This is a genomic window from Nitrospirae bacterium YQR-1 (genome assembly GCA_039908095.1).
Taxonomy (GTDB): Bacteria; Nitrospirota; Thermodesulfovibrionia; order Thermodesulfovibrionales; family Magnetobacteriaceae; genus Magnetomonas.
In genome coordinates, this window is sequence record JAMOBJ010000001.1 from 296036 (window position 1) to 312527 (window position 16492).

Genomic DNA, 16492 nt, shown 5'->3' on the forward strand with positions numbered 1-16492 from the left:
TTCAGAGTTTTCCCCTGCCGGGGTCAACATCTTTAAGTATCCCGGGTTTAAACACCGCAGACATATCCGTGTGTATCCATCTAAATGAGTCAACAGAGCTGAGGTGCCAGTCGGTGGGGCAGGAAGAGAGGATTTCAAGAAAACTAAACCCTACACCTCTTAATTGATTCTCAAACACTCTCAGGATAAGTGACTTTGTTGCTGCTACACCCTTAATGCCGTCAAGAGCTGCTCTGGCTACAAAAGCGGCGCCGTCAACGGTTGCTATCAGCTCACTAACCTTAAGAGGATAGCCCTCTGCGGCTATGGTTTTTCCCTTAGGGCTTGTCGTGGTTTTTTGATTTAGTAAGGTTGTCGGGGCCGCCTGCCCGCCTGTCATTCCATAAGTGGCGTTATTTATAAAGAAAAACGACAGATTTTCACCTCTGTTTGCGGCATGTATAATTTCTCCTGTGCCGATAGCGGCCAGGTCGCCGTCTCCCTGGTATGAAAAAACTATAGAGTCTGGGTTAACGCGCTTTAGTGCTGTTGCTACCGCAGGGGGCCTGCCATGAGCGCACTCTATTACATCAAAGTTAAAGTAATCGTAAGCAAACACAGCGCACCCCACCGGGGCTATTCCGATTACTCGTTCCCTGATTTGCAGCTCATCTACCGCCTCGGCTATCATCCTGTGCACCAGGGAGTGGCCGCAGCCGGGGCAAAAACGGAACGCCGCCTCTTTCAGACTCTCCGGTCTTTTAAAGACCTGCTTCATAAGTTGATATCCATATCGCTTAAGATTGTCAATTATAACATATTTAATATCATGTTTAATCAAATTGCCCCGGACTGCCGGAAAAGCCGATTTTTTAAATCAACCCTCGTCTTTCATAAAAAACAATAACAACGAGCTTAAAATAACCACTGCAGATGCCAGGTAGAACAGGTAATTTATACCGAGGTACTTGACCATGTATCCGCTTAGGGCAACCCCTGCGGCTGAGGCGAAGCTCACTGCCGCCTGAAATTTCCCTACGGTTTGGCCCCTGAACTCTCTTATGGTTATGTCGCCTAGTATCACGGTTTTTATTGTTCCCATCACCCCGTTTGTAATACCAAGAATAGCTTGCAGTATATACAACTGGTAAGTTTGAGTGACAATGGTGTATAAAAACATGGTTACGGCCTCAACTACGGCTGTTGCGATAAGTATGGGCTTTCTGCCGACTTTATCCGCATAGTGCCCTGAGAAATACGACGACACGGCTTGAAGGAAAATCATAATGCCAAATGCTATACCCAGTTTCTCAACCCCGTCACTGAGCTCCTTTACCTTTATTACAAAGTACGGACCTATAAAACCATAAACAACCGCCCATATCGAGCTGACTGTGGAAAATATATAAAATGTCTTTTTGGCCGATGAAGTGGTCAAGCTTTGCTTATAAGCTGATTATATTTGACTTCCTGCTTAATAAGCACCTCTAATGTTGAATCTAAAGTTTTTTTCTTACAATCCATCCCTTTCATATTCCCATCTTTAGCGTTTTTTATGTATCTGCACCCTCCAAAACATATCGGCAGGTACTCGCATGACAAACATTTTTTGTTTTGCCACCATGAGTTTAAATTTAACTTCTCCGTGTAATTCTCAATTCCACGGTCAAGGCTGCCCACTGCATATTCCTTGTGTCCCAGCATCGGAGGACATTTGTACATCAGGCCGTCATAGTTAATTATCAGATTATCCTTAAACTCCACCACACAGGCACTGGGAACCAGCTTCCCGGTTGTGTATCCCCTTTTCATTATCTCCTCCCTCAGGTATGAATGTGCCATATGCGCCCACGGCTCATCCGATGACACACATCCGTCTGTGAAGTCGCTTAGCGCAAATTTGCTTTTAAGCTGCATGACGGGATCAAATTTAAGCATATAGAGCTTATCAGGGGTAATTCCCTGCTTATAAAGATAATCAATCAGCTTAGGAAACTCTGAATAGTTGTCCTTAGTGTAATTGCCGCCTATCTCCAGTTTCACATGTTTTATAACTTCTTTTATGTTTTTAATTATAACATCGAAAGAGGGATCCCCGTTTTTAAAGGGCCGAAACACATCGTGGTTATCGCTTATTCCGTCAAGTGTAATTCTTGCACCAACAAGCCCTAAAGGCACTAATTCCGCAGCCTGTTTGCCTGTAAAAAGCGTACCGTTTGTCACTATCTTAAAAGCAAACTCAGCTTTGAAACTATCAGCTAAGGACCTTACCCTGGTTGCGATGTGTTTCATCAAGCTGTAGGTTATAAAAGGCTCGCCGCCGTAAAAAACCAACGTTATATTATCCTTGCCTGCTTTGAGCTTATTGTGAACCATTTCAATAAGGCTCTCTGAGGTACTCATCTGCATATAAAACTCACCCTTTTGTGTCCCCTCAAAGCAATACCTACACGCCAGGTTACACTGGAGATTAAGAACTACTGTGGCGTTAAAAAATTTCCCTTCATTGTTTGCCTTGTCAATGCTTTCCAGCATCTCTTTTTTTTCTTTTGCCTTGCTTTCTACAACTAATCCATTTTTCTTACAGAAAGTAAAAAACTCCAGCTCCTTTTGGTTTGTTAACTTCTGTGGATTAAACGCATCCCAGAATTTTTTATTTATAACCATTTTCAGAGCCCTTTTAGTTGAATACAACAGATAGGAATCAGGTTTATCTTCTAATTCGAAAGTTTTAATATAAATTGATTTATCCATGCCTTTCCTTCCATTTGATTATAGCAGCCTGAAAACACAGCTCCGGCTGTAATTAAAGAATATATGTATTGCCTGAGTTCACTTTCAGAGGATGGTATAAGTCGTGTATATATTTTGTCAAGAAAACATTTTCTTTCATATATAGATAGAAAACAGCGCAATTTTGAAAATTTTTTTCATATTTCCGTCTCTAAGCTACTGAGGGCTGTCTCCCAACATATGGTATTTTCTGAGAATATTTCTTATTTCCATATCCTTGTGAGTGCCGGAGCTCTCTAGTGTCTCCCTTAGTTGCCCTAACATGTCCTGAATTTCCGGTTTTGTACTGACTCCGGCATTCATTATTGTCAGTATTTTTTCATGAGATGTCCTAGTTATCTTCTCAACAGAGGTATATAGCTCTTCCCTTAGTTTTTCGGCAGGGCGCAGGCCAATAAACTCAATATCAATATCTTTATATGGCGTCATGCCGTGAAGCCTGATTAACTCCTCGGCCAGCTCAAGAATCTTTACCGGTTTTCCCATATCAAGGATCATGATGTCCCCGCTCTGCCCTATAACACTGGCTTGTAAAACAAGCGATACAGCCTCCGGTATAGTCATAAAGTACCGCTCCATATCCCTGTGTGTTACGGTAAGCGGCCCGCCCTTGCGTAATTGCTCAAGCATAAGGGGCAGTACGCTTCCCCTGCTTCCGAGCACATTTCCAAACCTCACGGATATAAAAGACGTAGCCCCCGCCAACACTCTGCAAATCTCCTCTGCAGCCCTCTTGGTTGCCCCCATTATCCCGCTGGGGTTTACCGCCTTATCGGTTGAAAGCATAATAAATTTTTTCACCCCGTAACGTTCCGAACATGTTGCTATATTGTGAGTGCCTAAAACATTGACCTTGATAGCCTCCGTAGGATTATGTTCCATCATGGGGACATGCTTATACGCCGCCGCATGAAACACCTTATCCGGCCTGTACTGTGTAAAAACCTCCTCCACGCGCCGGATATCCGTTATGTTACCTATCACATAACTTATGTTTTGTTTCAGTGCCGGATAGTGTTTACTTAACTTGTGTTCAATATTAAACATGGCCGTTTCATCCATGTCAAACAGTACAAGGTGTGAGGGCTTAAGCGCACAGAGCTGGCTTGCCACCTCAGAGCCGATTGATCCCCCTGCTCCAAACACCACTATGCGGTTATCCGACAGAAAATCCTTTATTTTGCCGTAATCAAGCTTTATCACCTGTCTTCCGATAAGGTCCTCGATTTTCAAATCCTCCAGTGAATTGATAGCTATGTTTACGTTGTTGTCACCGTGCATCATAGGTGTGATTTTTATGTTTTTTATGCCTGAGCCCCTCGACATCTCATATATTTTCTTAAGTGCCCCGTAATCAAGATTGGTTATTGCAATAATAACCACCGCAATGTTGTGTTTATATATAAAATCGCGGAGTTTTTCGATTTTTCCAAGTACCTTAATGCTGTGAACATAAGCGCCGATTTTATTGGGATCATCATCAAGAAAACCTATTACATTAAATTCCGGCACCAGTTGCCTTGATATCTCTCTTACAAGCATTTCGGCGGAGTTGCCGGCTCCGATTATTATCGTGTTCTTGCCCTCTTTACTCCGTTTCCGGCTTAGTATCTCATGGTAGAGGCGCTTGGATATCCTTATGGCAGACATAAAGAATAATGACAAAATCCAGTCTATGACTATTATACTGCGGGGAAACATCGTGCCGCTCCCCGATAATCGCTGCGTTTCCGTCAAAAACATGTAATATATGACCCCTATGAGGACCATCTCAGCGGTTATTAAGGCGTTGACTATCTTACACAAATCGTTTAGTCCGACATATCGCCATGTGATACTGTAGATTCTGAATACATAAAATGTGGATATTTTTACAATCATGAAAATCGGCAGGAAAAACAATATGAGTTGAAGGTACTTATCCACAGTATCAATTGAGAAATCAAACCGGATATAAAAAGACAAATAAAAAGACGCTGCTATGATTAGCATATCGGATAAGATGAAATAAAATTTGCGCTTCATGCCACTACCCTGTCCTGTAAACCACGCCCTGTCCCAGGCATTCAGAGAGCTCCACAGGGTAATAAACCCAAAAACAGACTATATGATTTTGTAATTGCGGCATTTTTGTAATTCTACTTATCTGACAATTTTACGTTTTCTACGGGCTTATGTCAAGAGTGACAATTGCCTCATCAAAAAACTATGCAAATAGGCGGCTGGGAGCTGGCGACGCTCGGAGAGTACGCCCCTGAGCTTGTGATTCAAGCCAACGAAGTTAGACGATTGACTGCAACTTGGTATAACTACAAATCTCGTCTTCTTGACAAAAGAGCTGCAATAATATAGCATAATACACAGTACGTTTTAGTATGCGGCAACGATGCTGATTATAGTAAAATAACATAAGCAAAGGATGTGTGGGCAGCTGATGTTTGCAATAGTGGTATTTCCCGGCAGCAACTGTGACCATGACTGCTATCACGTGATAAAGCACGTCTGCGGAGCCGATGCCGGGTTTGTATGGCATAAGGAGACCTCACTGGGAAAGGATGTTAACGTTATAGTGCTTCCCGGTGGTTTTTCACACGGAGACTATCTGAGAGCCGGGGCAATAGCAAGATTTTCTCCCATAATGCAGGCGGTGTCTGACTTTGCAGCCGCAGGCGGCCCCGTTATCGGTATCTGCAACGGCTTTCAAATACTCCTTGAGGCAGGCCTGCTGCCGGGGGCCATGTTAAGTAACAAGAACTTGAAATTTATCTGTAAAGATGTTTATATCAAAGTTAAAAATACAAACACTCCGTTTACCTCCACCCTTAGAGAGGGGCAAATTTTGAAAATCCCCATAGCCCACGCACAGGGTAATTACTATGCTGATGTGCAGACCATAGACAAGCTAAAACAGCACAATAGCATCGCCTTTACCTACTGCAAAAGTGACGGAGAGGAAAACGGCGACGGTAACCCTAATGGCTCAATACTAAATATTGCAGGGATTACAAATTCAGCAGGTAACGTGGTTGGTATGATGCCCCACCCTGAGAGATGCTCAGAGGAGATACTTAGCAATACCGATGGCAGGGCGATTTTTGAATCAGCTTTGCAATATATAAAAAAAAGGCTCTAAAGAGGAGGTTATATGCCAGGAGGTATTTTTGACGGGTATGAACCCAGAATTCCCAAACCGGTTTTTAAGAAGAGTTATCTTGTTATTGCCTTACTGATAGTGGGATTTTTTGTACTTCTTGCAATAAATCCATTTGTAACAATAGGAGCAGGCGAGAGGGGCGTTGTGCTTAATTTTGGAGCAGTGCAGCCTATTGTTCTTTCCGAGGGACTCCATGTGGTAATTCCAGTAGTGCAAAAAGTGGTGAAGGTGGATGTAAAGGTGCACAAAGCGCAGACTAATGCAGACGCCTCATCGCGTGATTTACAGGAGGTTACTACAGTAATCGCTATTAACTACCACATCCTGCCGGATAAGGCAAACATTATTTATCAAAATATCGGTCTCAGCTACAAGGAAAGAATCATAGACCCTGCCCTTCAGGAAGTAGTAAAGGCGGTAGCGGCACGATACACTGCTGAGGAGTTAATAGCCAAAAGACCGGTTGTGAGCACTGAGATGAAAGACGGCCTTATGGAAAGACTGCATAAACATAATATTATAGTAGATGAATTTTCAATAGTCAACTTTGCATTTTCAAAGCTCTTTATGGAAGCCATCGAGTCTAAGCAGACGGCTGAGCAGTTGGCACTAAAGGCCTCGCGTGACCTTGACAGGATAAAGATTGAAGCTGACCAGAAGATTGCACAGGCAAAGGCTGAGGCTGAGGCGTTAAGGCTTCAGAAAGAAAACATCTCCCCGGATCTTATCAAACTAAGAAGAATTGAGGCCAACATGAAGGCCATAGAAAAGTGGAACGGCATAATGCCGAAGGTTACCACTCAAACTATGCCGTTTATTGATGCAACAAATCTGGAATAAAACATTAAGGGGACTTCCCTCGGTTGATGCAGTACTTCAATCGGAGGAAGGCCAGCGCTGGCTGAACGCTTATCCCCGCAAATTTCTCCTAAAGGCAATCAGAGAAGCAATCGGGGAAAGACGTTCAATGCTGCTTAAAGATACTCCTGATAGCCATGACTCCGGCAATTTGTTCGATGATATACAGAAAAAGCTTTCCGATATAGGCTTATACAGCCTCAGAGCGGTAATAAATGCAACCGGCATAGTGATTCATACAAACCTTGGCAGAGCGCCGCTTAGCGGCACCACGCTTAAACACCTCAACGACATAGCCTCCGGGTACTCCAATCTTGAGTACGATTTGAAAGCAGGCGGGCGCGGCAAGCGTCATGTCCATTTAAATACAATACTAAAGGAACTGACGGGGGCCGAGGATGCCATGGTGGTAAATAACAATGCCGCCGCCGTGTTTCTTGCCTTAACTGCACTTACTTCCATTAAGAAAGAGGTGATAGTCAGTCGGGGGGAGCTGATAGAAATCGGCGGCTCCTTTCGCATTCCTGACATAATGGCGGCAGGCGGGGCTATCCTTAAAGAGGTCGGCACTGCCAACAAAACACATCTCTATGACTATGAAAGTGCTGTCTGCGCAAACACCGGAGTGATTTTAAAGGTTCATCGCTCAAACTTTACAGTGACCGGTTTTACCGGCGAGGTTGAAATTGCCGGCCTGGTAAAACTAGCGCAAAAGACGTCAACACCTGTGATGTATGATTTAGGCAGCGGCTGCCTTGTTGATCTGCGTCCCTGGGGTATTCACACCGAGCCTGTAGTGAGTGAGGTGGTAAAAGCCGGTGTTGACATTGTAACTTTTAGTGGAGACAAACTCCTTGGCGGCCCCCAGTGCGGTGTTATTACAGGCAGGCAAAAGTATATAGAGCTATTAAGAAAGCACCCGCTTGCAAGAGCCCTTAGAGTGGATAAATTTACCATATCAGCCATGGAGTCTGTGCTTATGGATTATGCCGCCGCAGAGGGGGTAACTGAAAATATCCCGATTCTTGGAATGCTTCTGGGAGATGTTGAAAAAATAAAGGAGCGGGCACTTAAAATACAAGAGGGTTTAAATGCCCTCACCTCACTAACCGTAACAGTTAAGGAAGATGAATCCGAGGCTGGAGGGGGCTCTCTGCCCGGTGTTAAATTTAAAACATTTACCCTGCTAATTAAGCATTCAACTCTGTCTGCGCAACAACTGCAGCGTCTTATAAGAAATACCAAAAAGACGCCGATTATTGGACGAATTAAGGACGATACTCTGATTCTCGATGCCCGCACTATCTTCGACAACCAAGTGCACCGGATTATAGATACTATGATAGAAATATAAAGGACAGCCCCCTCATACCAACTGGGTATTACTTCCGGCTGCAACTTGCAATAGCATGTTGATATAGAAGTCAAAAAACAGGGCACTATACAGTGTAATAGCCGGAGTACCAATCTATGAAATTTTTAATTCCCTCACGTAGTGGAGTTTTTGGTGTGAAATCAAAATCCTGTGTCAGAGCGTCAATATCTGCATATGTGGAGGGCACATCGCCGGGCTGAATCGGTAAAAACTCCTTAACAGCCTTTTTGTTTAACAGCTCCTCAATTATTTCAATAAAATCAAGTAGTTTCACAGGTTGATTGTTGCCGATATTATAGAGTTTGTATGGAGCAAAGCTAATAGAAGGGTCAGGGGTTTCACTGTTCCAGTATGCTGATGGTTCAGGGATTTTCTTTATTACCCTCACCAGCCCCTCAACTATATCATCAATGTAGGTAAAATCACGGTTCATATTTCCAAAGTTAAAGACCTTAATGGGATTTCCCTCAATGACAGCTTTTGTGAAAAGAAAAAGGGCCATATCAGGGCGCCCCCATGGACCGTAAACCGTAAAGAAACGAAGTCCGGTTGCCGGCAGCCTGTACAGGCTACTATAGACATGAGCCATGAGCTCATTAGACTTCTTTGTTGCAGCATATAAAGAAACCGGGTGATCAACATTTTGGGTGACTGCAAAGGGCATCTGCGTGTTTGCTCCATAGACGGAACTTGATGAGGCAAAGACCAAGTGCTTTACCCCCGTGTTTTTGCAACCCTCGAGGATATTTAAAAAACCCATTACATTGGAGTCAATGTAAGAGTATGGATTTATCAAAGAATACCTTACACCGGCCTGAGCAGCAAGATTTACAACCACGTCAAATCCCTCTTCAAAGATTTTAGAAGTGGTTTCCCTGTCGGAAAGCTCACACTTATAAAACTTAAAGCTGCTGTGTTTTGTTAATTGGCTAAGCCGGTCTTCTTTTATTTTAACATCGTAATAATTATTCATATTATCTATGCCTGATACAGGTTTTCCCTCATCAAGGAGTCTTTTACACAGATGAAAGCCAATGAATCCAGCGGCACCGGTTACAAGCACATTATCCTTCATTTTCAGGCTCCTTTAGTATATGATTAGCAAATTTAATACCCTGAGATACGGCGGGAGGGGTCATACAGAAGAAGAAACCGCCTAATCTGCCAATAGAGTACAGATTTTTATATTTTTTGATTTCTGCAAAATTTCTTTCAAGCTGCACCTCGTAATCGAGGCCGTAAAGCGGCATAGAGTTACCCAGCCGGACAACCAGAGAGTTGCGCAGGTTCTCAGCTTTAAATATTCCCGCCCTTTCTAAATCAGCCGTGCACCTTTTAACAAGTCCGGTATCCGTCATAGCGGAGACTTCCGGTGTTTCATGAATTGTAAGGCAAATGCCTTCTTTCGCCGCGGCTGTATTGTCGCCAAAAATGTTTGACGGGTAGTATAGCCTCTTAAATATATAAGAGGGGTCTGTGTAGTAAACATAGAGAAGCGGTCTTTTCTTTAGGCGTCTTTGTTCGTAGGTAAGAAATACGTTTGTTATATTGGCATAGTGGAAATTCAGAGATGGGACACCTAATAGCGTGTTTAATTGATTTGCAGAGGCGCTCCAGAGAACATTTTCAACATGGTACTTGTTGCCGTCAACGATTACCGCTGTAATACGGTCTTCATTTTTTTCAAGCCCTATCTTTTTACAATTTAATATTATATCGCCTCCGGCCTCTTTATATCTTTGAAGCAACTGATTTGGGATAGACTGAAATCCGTTTGCCGGATATACGTACTTCTTATAAATGGCATTAATGATGTATTTAACTTTATGCAGGATACCACCGGCGTGAGGGTCTCTGAATGGTTCCTTGTGGTGACGGATATCCCTGTCCACACGTGCAATCCAGTCGGCATGTACTGAGCCGGCAGGCATAAGTGCTTTTTTATGGATCATAGGGCCCAGCACTTGGTTATAATAAACATGACCGAATTTTGCTGTAATGTCCGCCTCCGCCGATATAAGCTCTTTTGGATTTATCTGCCCTTTCTTAAGATACGATTGCAATATCTGCTTCTTTATAATCCATGGGTAAAACAACAAATCCATAATACCTGCGGGCATAGTCCATGATTTATTGCCGTTGACTATGCCGAATTTCCATCTTCTGGTAATCAGAGGCTCTTCCTTTAAGAGCTCGAATATTAATTCCTCGGCCTCGGCTCCCGGATTGGGAAACAGCACGTGAGGGCCCAGGTCAAACACTATGCCGTCAAGAGTAAATGAGCGGCACTGCCCGCCCGCCGAAGATTCCTTCTCAACAATTAAACACCTCTTCCCGGCTTTAGACAATAAGTACCCTGCTGTAAGACCTGTCACTCCGGCTCCCACTATCAGAGTTAAATTGCTTTTATTTTCTTTGGTGGTGTTCATAAGACGTTAGAGGTTACCACAGTGGCCACAGCAGTGTCAAACACTCGTAGTTTGTGTTGCGATGATCAAAACACAAGAAAGCGTAAATTGCACGGCCATCGAAGTAGCGTTGTATATGTTCCGAACTAATACGCATAGCCTCCTCGAGTAACTGTGTTAGTTTTTCATCCTTGCCAGCAGGGCGTTTACCTTGGCATCGCTTTTTTTGAGTTTTTCTGTGAGGATGATGGCCAGGTTTTTATAGAGTTTTAAACATAGCTTAGGCTCGGAGGTTCTGAGGATAACCTCGTTTATGGCAATGAGGTTACAATCGGTTTCCGCTATGGCTGCGGCAAACCTGGGAGCTGCCGATATAAGAGACATCTCCCCAAAACACTCGCCTAATTTCAGTACATTTAGTACAGTCTCAGGGCTGGAGTCGTCAAACTTTTTAGTGATTTTCACCTGGCCGGAGATTATTATATACATCTTACTGCCTACGGTGTTTTCCTTAAAAATAACCTCTCCCTTTTTATATGTCAACTTGAGGCTGATGTTGTAAATCTTGTTAAGTTCATCAATAGAGAAATCAGAAAAAAAAGCATAATTTCTCTTGAGGCTTTGCAGGAAGTCCTTATCTGCATACTCTTTAGAGAGATCAAGTCTCTGAGTTTCGTGTAACTCTTCCTGATTATGAAAAATTTCAAGGTCATCGGCAAATTCACCTGCGGACTGATATCTGTTGTCTTTGTTTTTTTCAAGCCCCTTTAATATACACTTGCTGAGATTTTCAGGAATATTACGGTCAATAGCATGTGGAGGCGTAGGGTTAAAGGTTTTAATTTTATGAAAAAGTTCAGGAAGCGCAGGTGCCACAAAAGGCTTCTTTCCCGTAAGAAACTCATACGTAAGGCAGGCCAGGGAGAAAACATCCGTTTGTCTGTCCAGTTCCAGACCGGATATCTGCTCAGGGGACATGTAGGAGGGTGTTCCCAGGATTCTCTCTGAAGAAGGTTTACCGATAGGGGAGCTTGAGGAGGAGAGCATGGCAATACCAAAGTCCATAATCTTCACCTGATAATCCTTTGTTACTTTCTTATCGTCTGAGACAATCATAATATTGGCAGGCTTAATGTCTCTGTGAATTACTCCTCTTTGGTGTGCATAGTGGAGCGCATTGGCTATCTGGATAAGTAATCCCACCTTTTCAATGAGTTTAAAAGAGGCCTTTTCCAAAATTATGCTTTTTAGATTAATGCCGTCAACATACTCCATTACGAAATAATGAATGTCGTTATATTCACCAACGTCAAAGATGGTTGCTATGTTGGGATGAGATAGCTTTCCGGCTATTCTCACCTCCTGATAAAATAGATTGAGCATATCCCTTAAATTGATATTAGTTATGGCTTTGCCGATTTTGATTGTCTTGATTGCAACCACTCTGTCAATAATAGTATCCACACCCTTATAGACAAGCCCCATGGCCCCCTGCCCAAGCTCATGCAATATCCTATATCTGCCTATTTTAGTCAGGCCTACTGTGGAGTCATATAGTAAATTAAAATATCTCATATAAACGGGCTTTATTATAACATAGTTATTGAAATGTGGTGTTAGTAACCTGCGGCAGCGAACATATCTTTGCAAATAAAGTGAATATATCTTTACAAATAAATTATAATAATGCTATAGTCTCGGAAATTTAAAATTCAGGGGGTTAGAAATGAAAAAAATCTTTCTTTCAGTTTTTATTTGTTTTTGTCTGTTGGCAGCAATCTCAGTCTATAGTAGCAGTGAACTGTATGCAGGTAGTTATGTAAGATTCTACCTTCCATACTTACACACTAACTCAAACAATATTACTTATTGTATTGCTGCTAACTCAGGGAGCGCCTTTGACAACATTACAGCTCTTGAATTTAAGGTGACAGCCAGTGGCTCCGGTTCATCAACGTCTTTAGGCAGCCCTCTTTACACGACAGCCAACAATTTGAGAACCAACATTACTAATTTTACTTCAAAAAGAAGCACTCTGGTAACATTTAGTGGTCAGGGAGTATATGTTGGTACCAGTACTGATGCATTATGGGACATCTCCGGCGTTACCGATACAACTTTGGGACAGTATGCCACCGCACTGACTTTTGTCTCTACTCTTGCCGGCTCAACCGGTGAATCAACAGGTGACAAAATAGCGTCAAACCTGGATTGCAAGAAGTTCGGATTAACTTGTTTTCAGGGCACAACAAGCCCAAAGCGTAACGTTGTAGGTTATACTTGTGAAGCCGGCACTTATGACGGCACAACTTACAGGGTTTATAGGAATAGGAGCTATAATTCCGTTCACTTTGAGTGGACGAAATTGACCCAGAATGGGCAACAACCTTCTTATGTGCTACAAAGTACGTTTTTTATGCCTAACAATGGAAATGTAGATTCAGGAGCAGATAACGCTACCGACCTGACTTATTAATATTTCATTAGAAATGCTTTTGCCTTGCCGGTTGGTTTTATAGCCAACCGGCATTTTTTTTAGAGTTACACGGAGGAGATTTCTTATAGATATTACCCATTTTTTTATCTATACCATTAATGTGCTGATACCACCAGTTCCGCATCCACGGCTGAAATTCTTTTGCTATTTTGAATATTTCACCTTTAGTACCTATTTTTATTTTCTCAAACTCTGTAAAATCTCTGATAAACGCATCATGTTCACTCTTATGCTCCACATAATTTATAATCCCGTATTCATAGTTAATATTACTCTTAATAAAATCATCCTCGGTTTCAAAGTGAGTATCGACATACTGCCTCACAAATATAAATGTCCTGGCTATCTCTCTTAAATCGTTAGTTTCTATAGACTTAAATAATACATTTATACGTCTGAAGAGTTCTTTATGTTGAGTGTCAATAACATCAACACCAATTATTAAATCATCTGTCCACTCTATTTCCATTTTCCTTAGTACTCCTTTATACGATTGAATGCAACTTGGTATTAAATAAGCGCTGTGAGTTTTGTGTATATGGCTGCTGTCTGTGTGCCGAGCGCTTCAAGGCTGCCGGAGTTATTTATAACAAAATCCGACAGGGGCAGCTTTTTCTCATCCGGTATCTGAGCCGACAGTCTGCTCTCTATGTCCTCTTCACTAAATCCTCTCTTTTTTAACCGCTCAGGAAGAAGCACCCTGTCACTTATTATCGTTATTATTTTATCAACAACACCGGTATAGCTATCCTCAAAAAGAAGTGGAATTTCCGCAATAACCAGTCGTTCTTTATTTGCAGAACCGATATGTATTATTTCCTCTTTTACTAAAGGAAGAATAACGCCCTCAAGGGCCCGGCGTAAAGCAGGATTATTAAAAACCAGTGCTGCCACCATTGGTTTATTTATTTTGCCGTCAGCATCAAAAATATCACCAAGAAGCTCACCGGCTCTGAGCTTAACGGCAGGCTCAGCTAAAAGCCTGTGAACTATTTCATCGGCACTGACAGTTACCGCCCCAAGTGCTTTAAACACATTAAGGGCTGTGGTTTTTCCACAACCCAGGTTTCCAGTCAGACCGGCCAGCACAGTCTCCGCTCCGGCAGAAGTGTTACATACACTTAGTGTAGCCGCAATCGTGGCAAACTGCACAGCCGCTTTCGTGCTCGACCACGCCGCCACACTCAGGGCACGCCCCCATGGACATGTTTACCATAGACTTAGGCTTTTCACTAAAATGCGCACTGTGGCTGCAGTAAGTCTCTATCGCCTTAGCTATTGCGTCTGCACAGGAGGATATTTTACCGCCATTTGCCCATATCGGCTGATGGCACGAAATCCCTTTAAGCTGGGAGATTACCTCATCCGGTGATATATTGCACCGCAGCGCCAGTGAGACAAGCCGCCCTATGGCTTCCGACTGGCTTGAGGCACACCCCCCTGCCTTACCTATATGGTTAAACACTTCAAAAGGTAATCCGTTTTCGTCCTCATTAATTGTGACATAGAGGTTTCCGCAGCCCGTTAATGTTGACTCAGTAGTGCCCTTAATTAGTTTTGGGCGTTTTCTGGGTGTCAGCTTTGCCACTGTGTTAAAAGTTGTGTCCAGATTCAGGTGTTTTCCGTCAGTGGGCTCCGGCATGGTTTCTTTTGAGGCGGTTGAAATCACCTGCCCCTCACGTGAGCCGTCCCTATAGACGGTAACACCCTTGCAGCCCAATTTATACGCTGACATATAAACTTTTTTAACATCCCCTGCGGTTGCCGAGTCAGGGAAGTTGACGGTTTTTGATACAGCATTATCCACATATTTCTGAAAGGCCCCCTGCATTCTTATGTGATATTCAGGGGAGATGTCATGTGCCGTCACAAAGACCCTTCTGAGGTCATCCGGTATGTCAAAAACCTCTGAAATCGAGGGCTTTGTTGATATATCCTCCATAAGGTCAAGAGAGTAAAACCCGCGCTCATTTGATATTTTCTCAAACCATGGGTTAACCTCGTAGAGCTTTGTACCGTCCATCACGGTTTTAACATATGAGACGGCAAATATGGGCTCTATGCCTGAGGAGCAGCCGGCTATTATTGAAAGAGTTCCGGTTGGCGCTATTGTTGTTATTGTTGCGTTTCTTTGTTTTCTTTTCCCGTCATGTATGCTGTCTTTAAAATTTGGGAAAACCCCTCTTTCTCCGGCAAGGGCCTCTGAGGCATTTCTTCCCTCATCCCGTATAAATTTCATAACAGTTTCAGCGGTTGACAGCGCCTCTTCCGAGTTATAGGGAATACCTAATTGCAAAAGCATATCAGCCCAGCCCATTACACCTAACCCTATTTTTCTGTTTGCTTTTGTCATTTCCTCAATTTTTTTAAGAGGATACTTATTTAAATCTATAACGTTATCAAGAAAATGAACGGCCTTATGGGTGATTGCCCTGATACGGGCATAGTCAATTTCCATTGCGCCGGTTGAGGATTTCCTGAGCATTTTTGAGAGGTTTACAGAACCCAGGTTGCAGGATTCAAATGGAAGCAGCGGTTGTTCACCACAAGGATTTGTGGATTCAATGTTTCCAATATGCGGGGTCGGATTAGATTCATTTAACCTGTCAAGGAATACAATGCCGGGCTCGCCGTTTTGCCATGCGTGCTTTACGATGAGGTCAAAAACATATCCTGCGCTTATTTTCTTTACGGCCTTGCCGTTTCGCGGGTTTATAAGCTCGTAATCACCGTCCTCTAAGACGGAATCCATAAATTTATCTGTAAGGCCCACCGATATGTTAAAATTATTAAGCCTGCGGCTGTTTTCTTTACATGTTATAAAGTCTGTTATATCCGGGTGATCTACTCTTAAAATGGCCATATTTGCACCACGCCGGGTGCCGCCCTGTTTGACTGCCTCTGTAGCCGTATCGAAGACGGTCATAAAGGAAATCGGCCCTGATGAAACCCCCTTGGTTGAGCCTACAACATCGCCTGAGGGCCTGAGCCGGGAAAAACTAAAACCTGTGCCGCCGCCGGATTTATGAATCATGGCTGCGTTTTTAACAGCCTCAAATATACTCTCCATCGAGTCCTCAATGGGTATAACAAAACATGCACTCAACTGTCCCAGACGCCGTCCGGCATTCATGAGTGTCGGAGAGTTCGGAAGAAAACTCATATCTGCCATCATCTCGTAAAAATCCTTTTCCAATTGCTCCATCTCGGAAAAACTCTTGCCGTAGTTTAAATCGTTTGAAGCTATTGCATGTGCCACTCTTGTAAATAAATCATGTGGGGTTTCAACCGGCTGTCCGTTTTCCCCCTTTTTTAAGTACCGCCTCTGTAGTACTTTAAGTGAATTTTGCGTTATGTTTATTTCTGTTGCAGTTTCCAAAGTTATACTCCCCCAGGTATATAATCCACCCTGTTTTGAACAAAAATCA

Annotated in this window: 14 protein-coding genes; 4 read left to right on the forward strand and 10 right to left on the reverse strand. The window is 43.0% G+C overall.

Going from position 1 to position 16492, the window contains the following annotated elements; genetic code table 11:
- Window position 1: 1 nt before the first annotated feature.
- The 4 genes from H7844_01455 to H7844_01470 form a co-directional block, all read right to left on the reverse strand.
- Entirely contained in the window at window positions 2-757 is a 756-nt protein-coding gene (locus tag H7844_01455) for a thiamine pyrophosphate-dependent enzyme (protein ID MEO5355946.1), read from the reverse strand.
- A gap of 99 nt (window positions 758-856) precedes the next feature.
- Entirely contained in the window at window positions 857-1417 is a 561-nt protein-coding gene (locus H7844_01460; protein ID MEO5355947.1) for an MFS transporter, read from the reverse strand.
- On the reverse strand, window positions 1414-2733 hold the full coding sequence (gptM, locus tag H7844_01465) for a geopeptide radical SAM maturase (GenBank protein ID MEO5355948.1): 1320 nt from the start codon (window positions 2731-2733) through the stop codon (window positions 1414-1416). Before gptM ends, H7844_01460 begins: the two co-directional genes overlap by 4 nt.
- Before the next feature lie 195 nt (window positions 2734-2928).
- A complete protein-coding gene (locus H7844_01470; GenBank protein MEO5355949.1) occupies window positions 2929-4797 on the reverse strand; it encodes a polysaccharide biosynthesis protein in 1869 nt (622 codons plus the stop codon).
- Window positions 4798-5203: 406 nt separating this feature from the next.
- On the opposite strand from H7844_01470, the gene purQ reads away from it, so the two are divergent.
- From purQ to selA, 3 genes are read left to right on the forward strand one after another with little or no spacing between them, the layout of a single operon-like run.
- A complete protein-coding gene (gene purQ, locus H7844_01475) occupies window positions 5204-5905 on the forward strand; it encodes a phosphoribosylformylglycinamidine synthase subunit PurQ (protein ID MEO5355950.1) in 702 nt (233 codons plus the stop codon).
- 12 nt (window positions 5906-5917) lie between these two features.
- Window positions 5918-6766 carry a prohibitin family protein gene (locus H7844_01480; GenBank protein ID MEO5355951.1) on the forward strand — a complete coding sequence of 283 codons (849 nt, stop codon included), beginning with the start codon at window positions 5918-5920 and terminating at the stop codon, window positions 6764-6766.
- The gene (selA, locus tag H7844_01485; protein ID MEO5355952.1) at window positions 6747-8138 is read left to right on the forward strand and encodes an L-seryl-tRNA(Sec) selenium transferase; all 1392 of its coding nucleotides are present in this window, start codon (window positions 6747-6749) and stop codon (window positions 8136-8138) included. Before H7844_01480 ends, selA begins: the two co-directional genes overlap by 20 nt.
- Before the next feature lie 85 nt (window positions 8139-8223).
- On the opposite strand, the gene H7844_01490 is transcribed toward selA, so the two are convergent.
- The 3 genes from H7844_01490 to H7844_01500 form a co-directional block, all read right to left on the reverse strand.
- Window positions 8224-9234, reverse strand: a complete 1011-nt coding sequence (locus H7844_01490; GenBank protein MEO5355953.1) for an NAD-dependent epimerase — start codon at window positions 9232-9234, stop codon at window positions 8224-8226.
- Complete coding sequence (locus H7844_01495; protein ID MEO5355954.1) at window positions 9224-10588, reverse strand: FAD-dependent oxidoreductase; 1365 nt, start codon at window positions 10586-10588, stop codon at window positions 9224-9226. Before H7844_01495 ends, H7844_01490 begins: the two co-directional genes overlap by 11 nt.
- Before the next feature lie 156 nt (window positions 10589-10744).
- Window positions 10745-12142: a serine/threonine-protein kinase gene (locus H7844_01500; protein ID MEO5355955.1), complete on the reverse strand. Its 1398-nt coding sequence runs from the start codon at window positions 12140-12142 to the stop codon at window positions 10745-10747.
- 151 nt (window positions 12143-12293) lie between these two features.
- Between H7844_01500 and H7844_01505 the strand changes: the two genes are divergently transcribed.
- Entirely contained in the window at window positions 12294-13043 is a 750-nt protein-coding gene (locus tag H7844_01505) for a hypothetical protein (GenBank protein MEO5355956.1), read from the forward strand.
- 37 nt (window positions 13044-13080) lie between these two features.
- Here H7844_01505 and H7844_01510 read toward each other — a convergent pair whose 3' ends face one another.
- The 3 genes from H7844_01510 to H7844_01520 are packed head-to-tail and all read right to left on the reverse strand — an operon-like array spanning window position 13081 to window position 16443.
- Window positions 13081-13533 carry a hemerythrin domain-containing protein gene (locus H7844_01510; GenBank protein ID MEO5355957.1) on the reverse strand — a complete coding sequence of 151 codons (453 nt, stop codon included), beginning with the start codon at window positions 13531-13533 and terminating at the stop codon, window positions 13081-13083.
- Window positions 13534-13574: 41 nt separating this feature from the next.
- Entirely contained in the window at window positions 13575-14246 is a 672-nt protein-coding gene (gene coaE, locus H7844_01515) for a dephospho-CoA kinase (GenBank protein ID MEO5355958.1), read from the reverse strand.
- Entirely contained in the window at window positions 14176-16443 is a 2268-nt protein-coding gene (locus tag H7844_01520; protein ID MEO5355959.1) for a vitamin B12-dependent ribonucleotide reductase, read from the reverse strand. The genes coaE and H7844_01520 overlap by 71 nt, the downstream gene beginning before the upstream one ends.
- Window positions 16444-16492: the final 49 nt, after the last annotated feature.

Coding starts and splice junctions, on each gene's coding strand:
- H7844_01470 (MEO5355949.1), bottom strand. CDS start 4,797: ATGAAGCGCAAATTTTATTTCATCTTATCCGATATGCTAATCATAGCA.
- H7844_01495 (MEO5355954.1), bottom strand. CDS start 10,588: ATGAACACCACCAAAGAAAATAAAAGCAATTTAACTCTGATAGTGGGA.
- H7844_01505 (MEO5355956.1), top strand. CDS start 12,294: ATGAAAAAAATCTTTCTTTCAGTTTTTATTTGTTTTTGTCTGTTGGCA.
- H7844_01490 (MEO5355953.1), bottom strand. CDS start 9,234: ATGAAGGATAATGTGCTTGTAACCGGTGCCGCTGGATTCATTGGCTTT.
- H7844_01510 (MEO5355957.1), bottom strand. CDS start 13,533: ATGGAAATAGAGTGGACAGATGATTTAATAATTGGTGTTGATGTTATT.
- H7844_01500 (MEO5355955.1), bottom strand. CDS start 12,142: ATGAGATATTTTAATTTACTATATGACTCCACAGTAGGCCTGACTAAA.
- H7844_01480 (MEO5355951.1), top strand. CDS start 5,918: ATGCCAGGAGGTATTTTTGACGGGTATGAACCCAGAATTCCCAAACCG.
- selA (MEO5355952.1), top strand. CDS start 6,747: ATGCAACAAATCTGGAATAAAACATTAAGGGGACTTCCCTCGGTTGAT.
- gptM (MEO5355948.1), bottom strand. CDS start 2,733: ATGGATAAATCAATTTATATTAAAACTTTCGAATTAGAAGATAAACCT.
- H7844_01455 (MEO5355946.1), bottom strand. CDS start 757: ATGAAGCAGGTCTTTAAAAGACCGGAGAGTCTGAAAGAGGCGGCGTTC.